Origin of the sequence: Oceanobacter antarcticus (genome assembly GCF_044962685.1) — a bacterium.
Lineage (GTDB): Bacteria > Pseudomonadota > Gammaproteobacteria > Pseudomonadales > Oceanobacteraceae > Oceanobacter > Oceanobacter antarcticus.
The window spans coordinates 25,548-38,716 of record NZ_JBBKTX010000028.1 but is presented as its reverse complement, the minus strand read 5'-3'; the positions used below and the strand labels follow the sequence as shown (position 1 = coordinate 38,716).

10 protein-coding genes are annotated in these 13,169 nt (G+C 53.4%); 6 read left to right on the top strand and 4 right to left on the bottom strand.

Features of this window, described 5'->3' with window-relative positions; all coding sequences use genetic code 11:
• Positions 1-303 precede the first annotated feature (303 nt).
• Positions 304-540: a GrxA family glutaredoxin gene (locus tag WG929_RS18255; RefSeq protein WP_369857900.1), complete on the top strand. Its 237-nt coding sequence runs from the start codon at positions 304-306 to the stop codon at positions 538-540.
• A 109-nt stretch (positions 541-649) separates the two neighbouring features.
• Here the strand turns inward: WG929_RS18255 and nhaA are convergent, their stop codons facing one another.
• Positions 650-1,855: a Na+/H+ antiporter NhaA gene (nhaA, locus tag WG929_RS18250; protein WP_416207219.1), complete on the bottom strand. Its 1,206-nt coding sequence runs from the start codon at positions 1,853-1,855 to the stop codon at positions 650-652.
• 257 nt (positions 1,856-2,112) lie between these two features.
• Between nhaA and WG929_RS18245 the strand changes: the two genes are divergently transcribed.
• From WG929_RS18245 to WG929_RS18225, 5 genes are all read left to right on the top strand, one after another.
• Positions 2,113-3,024, top strand: coding sequence for a methylenetetrahydrofolate reductase (locus WG929_RS18245; protein WP_416207218.1), 912 nt, complete (start codon positions 2,113-2,115; stop codon positions 3,022-3,024).
• A gap of 84 nt (positions 3,025-3,108) precedes the next feature.
• Positions 3,109-4,623: a Wadjet anti-phage system protein JetA family protein gene (locus WG929_RS18240; protein ID WP_416207217.1), complete on the top strand. Its 1,515-nt coding sequence runs from the start codon at positions 3,109-3,111 to the stop codon at positions 4,621-4,623.
• Between the two features lie 3 nt (positions 4,624-4,626).
• A complete protein-coding gene (locus WG929_RS18235) occupies positions 4,627-5,496 on the top strand; it encodes a DUF4194 domain-containing protein (RefSeq protein ID WP_416207216.1) in 870 nt (289 codons plus the stop codon).
• 2 nt (positions 5,497-5,498) lie between these two features.
• Positions 5,499-9,164 (top strand): ATP-binding protein, encoded by a 3,666-nt coding sequence (locus WG929_RS18230; protein WP_416207215.1) that lies wholly within the window; start codon positions 5,499-5,501, stop codon positions 9,162-9,164.
• 850 nt (positions 9,165-10,014) lie between these two features.
• Positions 10,015-10,338 carry a rhodanese-like domain-containing protein gene (locus WG929_RS18225; protein WP_369857906.1) on the top strand — a complete coding sequence of 108 codons (324 nt, stop codon included), beginning with the start codon at positions 10,015-10,017 and terminating at the stop codon, positions 10,336-10,338.
• A 100-nt stretch (positions 10,339-10,438) separates the two neighbouring features.
• Here WG929_RS18225 and dusA read toward each other — a convergent pair whose 3' ends face one another.
• The 3 genes from dusA to mnmA are packed head-to-tail and all read right to left on the bottom strand — an operon-like array spanning position 10,439 to position 13,169.
• Complete coding sequence (gene dusA / locus WG929_RS18220) at positions 10,439-11,419, bottom strand: tRNA dihydrouridine(20/20a) synthase DusA (protein WP_416207214.1); 981 nt, start codon at positions 11,417-11,419, stop codon at positions 10,439-10,441.
• Complete coding sequence (gene hflD / locus WG929_RS18215) at positions 11,416-12,051, bottom strand: high frequency lysogenization protein HflD (RefSeq protein WP_369857908.1); 636 nt, start codon at positions 12,049-12,051, stop codon at positions 11,416-11,418. Before hflD ends, dusA begins: the two co-directional genes overlap by 4 nt.
• On the bottom strand, positions 12,048-13,169 hold the full coding sequence (gene mnmA, locus WG929_RS18210) for a tRNA 2-thiouridine(34) synthase MnmA (protein ID WP_416207213.1): 1,122 nt from the start codon (positions 13,167-13,169) through the stop codon (positions 12,048-12,050). Before mnmA ends, hflD begins: the two co-directional genes overlap by 4 nt.

Here is a 13,169-nt window from a genome sequence, read left to right as displayed (position 1 = left end):
CCGCAGAATTAATATTCCTGTATTAGAATATACTAATATTTGAATTGCAACCGGGTTGATGCCGCCTGTAGTGATTCACATCACCGGGTTCATTGGCCAGATTGGTCGGGTGTATTGGCTATCTGGGCAACTATCTGGATGGCTATGGTTGTTATAGTAAATTTTGATTTAACGCTGGGTGTTCTATCGCTTTAGACTATGGGCATACTTTCTACTACGGACTGGCCCTGGTTTGTACCTGTTTTATACTCATGCAGGTACTGAGTTGGGCAGCCATTACCTTTGCTGCTGGAGAACATACTTATGAAACGTGTCACTATTTTTGGTCGTGAAGGCTGTGGTTACTGTCGTCGTGCCAAAGAACTGTGTGAAATCAAAGAACTGGATTTCAAATACATTGATATCAATGTGGAAGGCATCAGCAAGGCGGATCTGGAAAAAACCGTCGGCAAGCCAGTTGATACAGTGCCGCAAATATTTATCGGCGCCGAGCACGTTGGCGGCTACACTGAATTTGCTGCTTTGATCAATGCCAGATAATCACGCGATTACATTATAACCATCGAGTTCCTTCAGTGCCCTGGAACACCTCAAAAAAAGCCCGGTCAGGATGACCGGGCTTTTTTGGTTTAAACATTGATGCTGATGTTTAGCTGTTAGCTGTTACTGCAGGCTTGCCCAGGCTTTTCCTCAGGATCAGAAAGCCGACAATGCCGGATGCCAAAGAACCTACAATAATACCCAACCGTTCATCAAAGGTGTTGTCGATGCCTCCGCCTTCAAACGCCAGCGAACCAATAAACAGACTCATGGTAAAGCCGACGCCGCATAGCGTGGCGGTGCCGTAGAGCGTTAGCCAGGAAACACCGGTCGGCAATTTGGCCCAGCCGACTTTGATGGTGAGCCAGCAAAACGCAAAAATACCCAGCTGTTTGCCGATGAACAGGCCTGCCGCAATACCGACGGGCACCGGGTGCAGCAGCTGATCCATGCCGATTCCGGTGAGGTTCAGTCCCGCGTTGGCGAAGGCAAAGATTGGCAAAATAAAGAATGCCACGACCGGATGCAGGTCTTTTTCCAGCTGGTGGGCGGGTGAGTAGTCCGGACGGCGATCCAGTCGCATAGGCACAAACATCGCCAGAATAATGCCCGCCAAGGTTGCGTGTACGCCAGACTTCAACATCGATACCCACATAATGGCGCCCAACAGCATGTAAACGCTTTTGGATTCAACCTGAAATCGATTCAGCAGGAACAGCACCGGCAGGCACAAGGCGATAACACTGAGCGCTGTCATGGAGATATTGTCGGTGTAGAACACGGCAATAATGACGATGGCGCCAATGTCGTCGAAAATGGCCAGCGAGGTCAGAAATATTTTGATGCTGGCTGGGACGCGGGAGCCAAGCAACACCAGGATACCGAGGGCAAACGCAATATCGGTGGCGGCCGGGATGGCCCAGCCCTGAATATCAATGGCGTTTGCGTGGTTGAAGTAAACGTAAATCAGTGCGGGCACCAGCATGCCGCCCAAGGCACCAACGCCGGGTAATACCACGTTGCGCTTGTCTTGCAGTTCACCTTCGAGCCATTCGTACTTCAGTTCCAGGCCAACCATAAAGAAGAAGATGGCCATCAGGCCGTCATTAATCCACAGCAGCAGCGGTTTGGCGATGTGCAGTGCACCAATTCGGACTTCTACCGGCGTTTCCAATAGCAGGTTGTAAAAGGGCTCCAGTGGGGAGTTGGCAAAAATAATGGCCAGCAATGCGGCAAACATCAGCAGAATGCCACCGGCGGATTCCATCTTTAAAAATTTGTTCAGCGGGTTTGGCCGTGTTGAGGGTATGTTCATGGGTAGTGAATAGGCTTCCTGTCGTTCAGAGGTGTTTACCCTACCATTCAGGCCGCCTGTCGGGCCAGTACGATCGGTCTATATGTATCCTTCTGCATGGAGTACCCGAGAGCTGCTCCGGTTCCCCTGGATCTGCAAAATCAGTTGTCAATTCAGGGGTTTAGCGCCTCAAGCCAAGCTGGGTTAATATGTCGGCTTTGTTTGATCTGCCGACTGCGCCGGTGGATTATGAGATCACTGGTTCTGGAATCGTCATTATGCTTACCGAAAAAATCCGCAACAGGGAAAGCGGCATTGTGCTGTACGGCATAGTGCCACCGAAAAAAGGCACTGATCCAGAACGGATTGTGGAAATAGCCAAGCTGCAAATGCAACGGTTGCAGTCGCTGCCAATAGACGGGTTAGTACTGTACGACATTCAGGATGAGGCGTCGCGGACGTCAGCAAGGCGCCCGTTTCCATTTATCGAAACCCTCGATTGTTTTGATTATAGCCGTCACCAGCTGGCGGCTCTGGATCTGCCCAAAATCATTTACCGCGCCGCAGGCAAATACTCGCGTGAGGAACTAAGCGGTTTCCTCAAGCAAGCCTCTGCCACAAACAATATGACTGTGTTTGTCGGAGCGGCCTCAAAAGATCAGCCGGTCAGTATGACCATGTCCGAAGCTTACGATCTTAAACAACAGGTACGGCCAGAGTTGCTGATGGGTGGAGTGACGATCCCGGAGCGCCATCGCGCCAAGGGCGACGAACATGTGCGGGTGTTCGAAAAAATCCGTCAGGGCTGTTCGTTTTTTATTTCCCAGGGTGTTTACGATCTGCAGGCGTCGAAAGATTTTCTGTCCGATTATTATTACGCTGGTCGTGAGCAGGGTATTGATTTGGTGCCAGTGATCTTCACACTGACTCCCTGTGGTTCCGTACAAACGCTGAATTTTATGAAATGGCTCGGGATCAGCATTCCACGCTGGCTGGAAAATGAACTGCTGCATGCCCACGATATTCTCGAACAGTCAGTTAATTATTCCGAAGCTAACTGGCGCGAACTGAAAGCCTTTGCCGATACTCTGGGCGTGCCGGTGGGCTGCAACATTGAAAGTGTTGCCGTGCGCAAGGTGGAAGTCGAGGCCGCCATTGAATTGCTGAACCGCGTATCGCGCAGTTTCTGATTCCGCTATTTTTGATTTGGCCGTTTAACCCTCGGGCGTCAGGCTATACTTGACGTCTGTTTTTGGTATGGATCCCGCTAACACATGTTTTTTCTACAGCAACGAGAACATTTTTTTCGCCCCTTGACGGGCAAATACCGCGCCCAGGTGGTCGCATGTTTGAGTGAGCTGTATCAACGCTCGTACAGCTCTGCCAACGCGGATTACGGCCATGCTCTGGTGCGTGACCAGCTGGTCGAGATGTTTCAGGAAGTGCTGGTGCGCAAGCCCCAGCTTGCCAGTACCGATGATCTGGGTGATGAGGGTGAAGAAACCGACAAGGATCAAGCCGGGTTCCGGGGCACGCGGGAACAGGCCGGCTGGATTCTCAGCCTGTTAATGGAGCATGGCTGGATCGACAAGCAGGTGGATCAGGCGACGTTACACAGCACGTTTTCATTGACCCGGTACGGCCGCGAGTTTACCGAGCCTTTTGTGAACGAATCCCGCGCTACGGCGCGCACCCGGCATCGTAATACCCGCAACACCCGTAATGCGCTGGAAAGCTTTGTTGAGCGCGGGGATGTGTATGATTTGCTGGATGCCTTTGAATATTCCGAACGTATTATCAGTGATTTTACCGATGTAATTGCCGAACTGGATGAACGCAAGCGCGATCTGGTGCGGGAAATGGAAGACCAGTTGCTGGTTCAGCATGCCAGTGATGCCTTTTTTGATTTTATGGAAAACCGCTTTCAACCGGATCTGTCGGTGCGGCTGTCGGCGGATAATGTCGAGCGCCATCGTGACCGGATTGAGGGTTTGATTCGTACCATCCGGCGCAAGGATGACAAGTTCAAGATCGCCACCGAAAAACGTTTACGTGAGTTATTACCGGAGCAGGTGCAGCCCGGCCAGTCGCTACTGTGGTGGATTCTGGATGGCATTGAGCAGCGTTTGGGTAATGCCTCGGAAATCATGCTGCCGGCGTTACGGCGTGCGCTGCAGGGATTTACCAAGCGGGCGGATATTATCATGCGGCAGATGAGCTATCTGGCATCGCAGCGGCACAATGATGTGCTGGCGGTGTGCAAGCGACTGGCCGAGTTGCCGCAGGCTCGACAAGATGCGCTGTTGGCCCTGGCCGGTGAACAAATGGCGGTGCCCACCATCGGCTTTATTGATCCGGCCCAAGTGCGGTTGGCACCCCCTCGCAGCCGTCAGCGCATGGCTGCGATACTGGATCCAGGCCGGGGTGAGGTAGACATGGATGCGCGTAAAAAAAGTTATATCCAGCAGCTGCTGGATCAGGCATTTCTGGTGAATCAGCAAGCGCTGCGCCGGTATTTGCAATCACACCTTGGCTCCGGCCAACGGGTTTCCACTCGCGAATTACCGATTCACAACGCCGCTGATTTTATCGCTGTCGCCCATGCCATCAGTCTGGGTGCGGCTGACAGCGCGGTTGCCGATAGCAGCAGTGAGTTCCGCTTTGTCGTCAGCCAGGAGCGGCCCGAAGAAGCGGCCTTGCCTCCCGGTGATGCCGATCACTATTTTATCGGTAAAGATCATTTTATCTTCGAGCTGGTGGCGAAAGACCAGCCTCAGCCAACGGAATAACGCATGTTGACTTTGATTGAAAAACAGCTGGAAAAGGCCGGTATCAGCCTGCGCGACTTTTCTGAAGTATTGATGCGGCTACTGGATTACGGCGTGATTTGCCGAGACGAAAGCCAGATTGAACAACAGCTATACGACCGGTATTTACGTGTTGATGAGCTGGTGCAGGATTACTTGCAGTTGATTGGCATGCGGGTATTGCACGACCGACGTTTCTGCTTTTTACGGGTGATTCCTCCTGGTGCCGTGGTGCCGGGTATGGCCGAGGATGTTGGCTTTGAACACAGCCAGGCTTTTCGAGTGCGGCTGAATCAGCATGAAGTTGCCTTGACACTGGTACTGCGCGCCCAATATGACAAGGCCTTGAGAGAAGGTGCCGTGGATGAGCAAGGTTGCGTTATGGTGCCGCTGGAGGCGTTGGGTATCGCCATGAAAAACCTGCTGAAGCGGGCTCTGCCAGACAATCTCACCGAGCGTAAGGCGCTGTTCCGGCGCTTGCGCCAACTGCGGCTGGTGCATTTGAACAGCGATGAGCAGTTGTCGGATGGCGATACCTGGTTACGTATTCGGCCGATGATCATGAGCTATGTCTCCGATGAGGTACTGTCTGCCTTATTAGGTGATGAGGTGTTAGGTGGCGTGGTGGTCGGTGACGAGGTGCTGGACAGTGAGAAGCCTGCGCCAGACCTTGCCGGTGCTGCCGTCGATGACCAGAACCCGAATTGCCCGAATCAAGACACACCAACAGCCGACGACAGAGAGCAAGGGTCTGGCCCGAGTCTGTTTGCTGAGATTGAAACAGCACCTGGCGACCACCTGGCCCGACATGACGCCAGCCAGCCGAAGGTCAGCCGGCAGGGCAGCGAGGAATAACCATGTTTCTGAAAAAATTTATCTATGTGAATTGGGGCAATATTCCCGCGACGGAATTTGAATTTGGCCCGATTAACCTGCTCTCTGGTGGTAACGGTTCCGGTAAAACCACGGCTGCGGATGCGATCCAGACGATTATGACTGCTGCCCACGATACGCTGTTTAACTACAATCCCGGTCAGGATGAAGCCACCCAGCGTGGCCGGGGTAAAAACGTCCGCACCTTGGCCAGTTATGTGTTGGGCTGTGATGACGGCAGCTATGCCAGGCCTGATGGGGCGGTGGGGTATCTGGCAGCAGTATTTCATCCGACCGGCAATGAGCCGGGCGAAGCCTTTACGGCAGTAGTTGGCGTGTCGGCATCCCTCGACAAAGCGGGCAGTCAACCGATAGCGCGTCAGAATGACATCCAGTTTTACATCGTTGCCGGTGAGCAGCTGACGCTGTCTGACTTTCTGCAAGACGATCTCGATGGCAATCGGCTGGTTGTGCCCTTAAACCGTCTCAAACAGTGGCTGGGGAATCGCCTTACCGGTGGCAAGGACAGTGCCACGACGCTAAACATCGAACAATACGACACAAAAAAACAGTATCTGCGGCGTTTGTACGGGGCGTTGCGTGGCCGCTTTGATGCTGTTGGCGAGCGCGAGGCTATCAATGCTGCGCGCACATTCTCGCGCTTTATGGCTTATAAACCGGTCAAGAGCATCAATGGCTTTGTTGCCAACGAAATTCTGGAAGCCCGTGATCTCGGCGATGCGATTCGATCCGTGTCGGACTTGATGAAAACCATTCACGCCATGGAAGCAGAATCAAAATCCCTCGCCGCTACGATTGAGCGGCTGAATCGTGGACGAGTGTCTGCGAGTCGTTATATCGATCAGTGGCTGGAACATCAGGTATTAACATACACCGCGGTCAAAAGCCGGTTTCTGGCCGATCAGCGGGATTACCTCAGCGCCAAACAGCAACAGCAACAGTTAGGCTCACGCCTGCAAGAGGCCGAGCAGGAGCGTGAACTGGCGCAGGAGCGCCGCCGTGCCTTGCGTGAACAGCTGATTGCCATGGAGGCGCGCCGCTTGGGCATCTGTGCCTTGCAAGACAAGGACGCTGCCGAGCAGGCCATTGCCATGCACCGTCGTGCATTACAGCAGCAAGCGTTACCACTGCTGGAGCAGGATCAGCAATTACAAACCGGATTCAAGGCAACCGGGCAGGTTTATAGCGCCATGCAGCGCAGCAGTATCAGCGTGGATGTTCCGTCGCTGGCCGAGCGCAGCCTGATGGGTCAGGCCAGGGCCGTGCTGGCACTGAACGATGACAGTAGCATCGATTTACAGCGCTTGCTGGGCAAGGACTGGATCGATCTGTCACCGCTGGAGCAACATCTGGATCGCGCCCGTGAACGGCAGCGGCTGGTGAATGACTGGCGTCAGCGCTTTCTTGATGAGTCGCTGGAACGTTCAGGCCAGAGTATTCGCGATCAAGTGTCGCGGTTGGCAGACCGTCGTGAACAGAAGCTGCAACAGCTGCAGCATCGGATCAGCCAGAAGCAGGCCGATATCGACAGTCTGGAAACTCGTCAATTAAATTATCCCGGCTTCGTCCGTCAGGCACTGGAGCTGATCCGGCGCGAATGTCCGCAGGCGGATCCAAGGGTGCTGGCCGATTACGTCGAGGTTTCGGACTCACAATGGCAAAGCGCTATTGAGGGTTATATCGGTGGTGCACGTTTCTCCATCATTGTTGAGCGCGAGTTTGAAGCCGAGGCGGCGCAGCTGGTGCGCAGTATTCCAGGCGGCAGTCGTGCCCGTGTGGTGCAAGGTGAAAAGGCGCGCAAGGACTGCGAGCGGCTGACCTTGCCGTCCAATTCCATTATTCAGCTGATGACGTTTGAACACGCCACCGCCAAAGCGTATCTGCAAGCCAGCTATGGCATGGTAGAGCAAGTGCCCGACAGTGAGGCATTGCGGCGCACCCGTCGCGGTGTGACGCGTGAAGGGCTGGGTTCCGGTGCCTATTCGATTTACCGCTGTGATCTGGATGATGCTGAACTGGTCTTTGGTGTCGGGGCAAGAGATCGGGCGCTGGCGGCCAAGCAACAGGAGCTGACGGGGCTGCTTGATCAGGCCAATGAGGCTCAGGCCAGTTGGCAAGAGTCGCTACAGCTACTTGATGCCATCAACCTGCTGCGCCCTGTGTCGTTTGCCGACCTGATGAAAGAGATGGTTGATACCCACTATCAGCTCCAGCAAGCCGAGCAGTTGCTGGAGCGGGTTGATCTGACCGATTTTGCTGATGTAGAGACGGAGTTTGAACAGCTGCAGCAAAAGGCCGAAGCACAGGATGTTCGTATCCGTGATCTTGATGGCTCTCTGGGGCGTTTGACCCAGCAGCTGAAAGACAGTGAAGCGACGTGCAAGAGTCTCAGTGCCCGCCAGGAGGTCACCAGTGACCAGGCGGAGCGTGCCGAAGTCGCATTGCGTCGGGTCAGCGCCTTGTGGCCGGAGATGGACGTAGAGCAGGTGCTGGAACAGGCTGACAGTGACGCTGGCAGGGTATTGGTCGATGGTATTGAAGCGCAGGCGCGGGAGTTGTTGCAGCAACTGAACGGATCCGCCTATGACGTTGAACGTCAAATTGCCGAGCACAACCTTAACTGCCAGACCCTTGATGCCATTGTTTATAACCCGGATTATCGCCAGGAACACAGCGATGGCTTCTTCAAGTCGTTGTGTGAGTTATTGCGGGAGATTGATCGTATTCATAATCGCCTCAAAAACAATATTCTGGTGGCGAAGCAGCAGCAATTATCGACCTTGCGGGAAAGTTTCAATAATGCATTTGTCAGCAATCTTTGTCATTCAATCTATCAGTCCATTAACGATGGCAAACGGGTACTGGAAGACCTGAACAAGGAGTTGGCACACCATCGTTTTGGTGCCGACCAGGAATGTTACTGGTTTGACTGGGAGTGGGTGCCGGAATACAAGGCATACTGGCAGTTTTTTGAAGAAGTGATCAAAAATCCAACCCTGGGAGAGGGGGCGACGCTGTTTGATGCAGACTTGCCGAAATCGGCGTTACGGGTGCGTGATCAGTTGATGGCCATGCTGCTGGACGACGACGAACAGCACGCGATGCGGGAGCTGGAAAGGATCTCGGACTACCGCAATTATCGCAGCTATGAAATTTACAAACAGCCTGCCAACAAGGAACCTATCGCCCTGAGTCAGTACGGTACCGGCTCTGGTGGTCAGCTCGAAACGCCCGCTTATATTATCCGCTCAGCGGCGATCACTTCGGCCTTCCGTTTTAACGACGGTGACACGCATTTACGTATGGTGCTGGTGGACGAGGCTTTTTCGAAAATGGACGAGACCCGCTCCAAGGAGGTAATCAACTACCTCACCGAAAGTCTCGGCTTGCAGCTGCTGTTTATTATGCCAACCAGTAAATCCGGCCCATTTATGGACATGATTTCGAATCAGTTTGTATTCAGCAAGATTCCGTTAATGGCGGGACAAAGGGCGGGGCAGCTACAGACCCGAGTGTTGGTGGACCGTCAGCAGTGTCATCAGCAGCGGGTGAAAGAATTGTGGGCTAATCATCGCAAGACCATTCGTCACCAGGCGGGGCTGGATTTTATGGCCGGATTCTCAGATTGAATCTGGCTTGACGTACCCGTCGGTTCCGCCACGATTGCTCGTGGCGCAGTGTCAATCCGATCTCGGGTTGTTGCGGGTTGGGTTGTTACGGGTTGGGTTGTTACGGGTTGGGTTGTTGCGGAGTTGGTTTGTTTTGGCGCTTGCCTGAAAGGGCTTTAACACCCTGATTAATGCTGAGTGTCGGAGATCTTGCTGGTTTTTATAGCGGTCAGATCTGTCGCTGCCGGGCTGGCTGGTACTGTAGCAACTAATTTGGTGACGGGCTTGCGAGGGCCAAAGCGTGGGGCTGGCAGGCTGGGTGTTCGAAGAGCACGATGCGCCTGAAGTCGAAAATTGGGTTTGGGCATGATGATTCCTGTTCAGTCTGGATGGGCCTGGTTCAACAATAAACCGCTGTCATGGCGGGCTGTTGAAGCCTGTGTGCGTAGAGATTGCTGCGTTAAAAATGATAAAGAGGTGGTCAGATTCTAAGACGCCATCATATAAAGCGCCGCAGTTTTCAGACCTGCCTTTTAGTTTACCATAGCTGAGTATTATATGATTAAGGTTTGGTTGCGAGTTATTGCCCATTGCCGGGATATAACCCGAAACACCCTGGAACTTGCTGTTTCACCAGTTGTTGGGGACAGATGTTTAGGGGGGCGTTCTCGATGATTAAACCGAGCCCCCTGACAGGCCCCGTGTCAAATAATTGAGAACGTCCCCTAAGCATGGCCCAGTAGATGCAGTGCTAAAGACTATCGCTGTGGTAAAAGAAAAAGTACGGTTGAATACTATTTAGGCTGTGTTATTTATGCCTTTATAGTTATGCTTGAATTATTGATATGTCTTACTTTGTGCAGGAAATACAATGAAAAAATTATTGATTGTACCGCTGCTGCTGACAGCGTCGTTGACGATGGCGGATACCGTGTTTGTGGATGTACGTACCGATGAGGAATTTCAGCAAGATCATCTTGAAAGCGCTGCACATATTCCTTTTCAGCAAATAGCCGCAGAAATTGGCAAGTTGAATCTGGCGAAGGATGACGAAGTGGTGCTGTATTGCCGCTCTGGTCGGCGTGCCGATATTGCTGCTGAAACCCTGGCGGGGATGGGATTCACCCACGTCAAAAACGTCAAGACACTGGATGGCGCCCGGTCGTATCAATCCACGCTGACCGCCAAACCTTGAACGGATTGGTTAGGTAAGTCCTTATAAATCAAAAGGTTGAGTGTTTATTTGCAACCAATGACAGAAGCTGAGCTGTATTCGTCATTGGTTGTCCTTAACGCTATTCGACAAACGCCAACGCCTGTTCCATGACTTCCGGCCCGGCACCTTTCTTGTGAGCGTTTTCACTGAGATGGCGGCGATACAGTCGTGCGCCTTTCTGAGCATTAAACAGGCCCAGTGTATGGCGGCTGATATGGTGCAACGTTGCCCCTTTACCCAACTGCTCTTCAATGTAGGGGTACAGGCGGCGAATCACATCGGCTTTTGATACCGGGGGCTTTGGGGCTGCAGCTGCACTTTCGAAATAGAGCGCATCGACATCCAGTAGAATGCCGGGGTTCTGGTAGGCCTCCCGGCCGATCATTACGCCATCAAGGTGTTGCAAGCATTGTAATGATTCTTCGTGGGTTTTCAGACCGCCGTTAAGGAGAATTTCCAGCTGCGGGAGTTCCTGTTTCAGCCGGTAGACGTAGTCGTACTTCAACGGTGGCACTTCGCGGTTTTCTTTTGGAGAGAGTCCCTGCAGGATGGCTTTGCGGGCGTGAACAATAAATACCTCACAGCCTGCTTCGGCGACGGTGGCCACGAAGTCGCGCATATGTTCGTAGCTGTCCTGATCATCAATACCGATGCGATGCTTGACGGTAACGGGAATATCACAGCTGTCACGCATGGCTTTGACGCAGTCGGCGACCAACGGTGGGTGACCCATCAGGCAGGCGCCAATCATGTTGTTTTGTACCCGGTCGCTGGGGCAGCCGACATTCAGGTTGACCTCGTCGTAACCCCAATCCTGGGCGAAACGGGCACATTGGGCCAGCTCATCCGGGTTGCTGCCGCCCAGCTGCAGGGCAATCGGGTGTTCAATGTCGTGGTATTGCAAAAAGCGCTCACGATTGCCATGAATCAGGGCACCGGTTGTCACCATTTCGGTGTACAGCAGCGCCTGGCGGGATAGCTGCCGCCAAAAAAAACGGCAATGAGAATCACTCCAATCCATCATCGGCGCAGTACTGAAACGGCGATTCAGTGCGGTCATTGGTTGTCACCCTCTGGCCGCGCTAACTGTTCCAATGCGTTGAGGTATTGCTTGCGACGTAATAGCAGATGCCAACGGCGTCCGCCAACCTGACGCCAGAGAATGGCGGCGCGGATGCCGGACAGCAGTAATGCACGCACCCGGTTGGCGGTGTGTTCGTTTTGCAGGTGAGTCGGGTTGCCGGTAACGTGAATGCGAAAGCTGAGGTTGCTCAATGTCTGTTTGTAGAGTTCGGCCAGAGCAGCAATGGTGTTTTCGTGGCTGATGGAAAAGTGCTCCACTTGGCGGGAAGCTTGCTGAATGCCATTACCAAGGGCAGTAATCATGTTTTGATTGCGGCGTAATTTGCTTTCAAGGTGCAGGATGGCCACGGTATAGCGGGTGATGTCCGGGCTGAGGCCGCCGCCCTTGCCGGAAGCCAGGGTCAACAGGGTGTTGATACCCAGGTTCAGGCTGTGACCGGGGTCGCCGTAGATAGCATCAAACGACTCCGGGTTTTGCTCAAACAAGCTGGACAACAAGGGGGTTGCATCGGTGAGCGGTATGTCTCCGGTGCGAGCCAGTTGCTCCACCAGGGTGGCCGCCTGAACGACGGCGGCAATGGCGATGGCTTGCTGGCGACGATCGGTCATGTTGGCTTCCTGTTGTTTTGTGTGGTTTCGATGACGCCACCACCGAGGCAGGTTTCATTAAGATAAAACACCACTGATTGACCCGGAGTGATGGCGCGTTGTGGGCTGTCGAATACGACCCGGTAGCCGATCTGGCCATGGTTGTCCTGGCGTTCAATCACACAAGCCTGGTCATCCTGGCGATAACGCACCTTGGCGGTACAGCGTAGTGGCAGGTTTTCCGGCTCCTGGTTGACCCAGAAAATAGCGCCGGTGGTGAGGGTGTCGGTAAACAGTAATGGGTGATTTTTGCCTTGTACGGCAATCAGTACATTACGTTCGAGATCCTTGCCTGCCACAAACCAGGGCTGATCCGGATGGTTGGCAAGCCCGCCAATGCCCAATCCCTGGCGCTGCCCCAGGGTGTGGTACATCAACCCCTGGTGCTCGCCAATTTCCTCTCCTGTGGGCGTTTCTATGCGTCCGGGTTGAGCCGGGAGGTATTGTTTGAGAAAGTCGCGAAAGCGTCGTTCGCCAATAAAGCAGATACCGGTAGAGTCTTTCTTGTTCGCGGTAACCAGCCCGTTGGCTTCGGCAATTTTACGTACTTCGGGTTTTTCCAGTTCGCCAACCGGAAAGAGTGTCTGGGCTATCTCGGTGCCGCCAACGGCATGCAGGAAGTAGCTTTGATCCTTATTCGGATCAAGCCCCTTGAGCAATTCGGTTTGACCGGTAGCCGTGTCGCGTCGACGCACGTAGTGACCGGTAGCGATCAGCTCGGCACCCAGTACCTTGGCGTATTCGAGAAAGGCTTTGAACTTGATTTCGCGGTTACAGAGAATATCCGGGTTGGGGGTGCGCCCAGCCTTGTACTCAGCGAGAAAGTATTCGAAGACGTTGTCCCAGTATTCGGCGGCAAAGTTGGCCTGATGCAAATGAATCCCCAGGGCATCACATACCTGCTGGGCATCAGCCAGGTCGTCTTTGGCGGTGCAGTATTCGGTGCCGTCATCTTCATCCCAGTTTTTCATAAACAGGCCTTCGACCTGATAGCCTTGTTGCAGTAGCAGCCAGGCAGAAACGGATGAGTCAACACCGCCGGACATGCCAACAATGACTTTGGTGTTCTGGTTTGACAT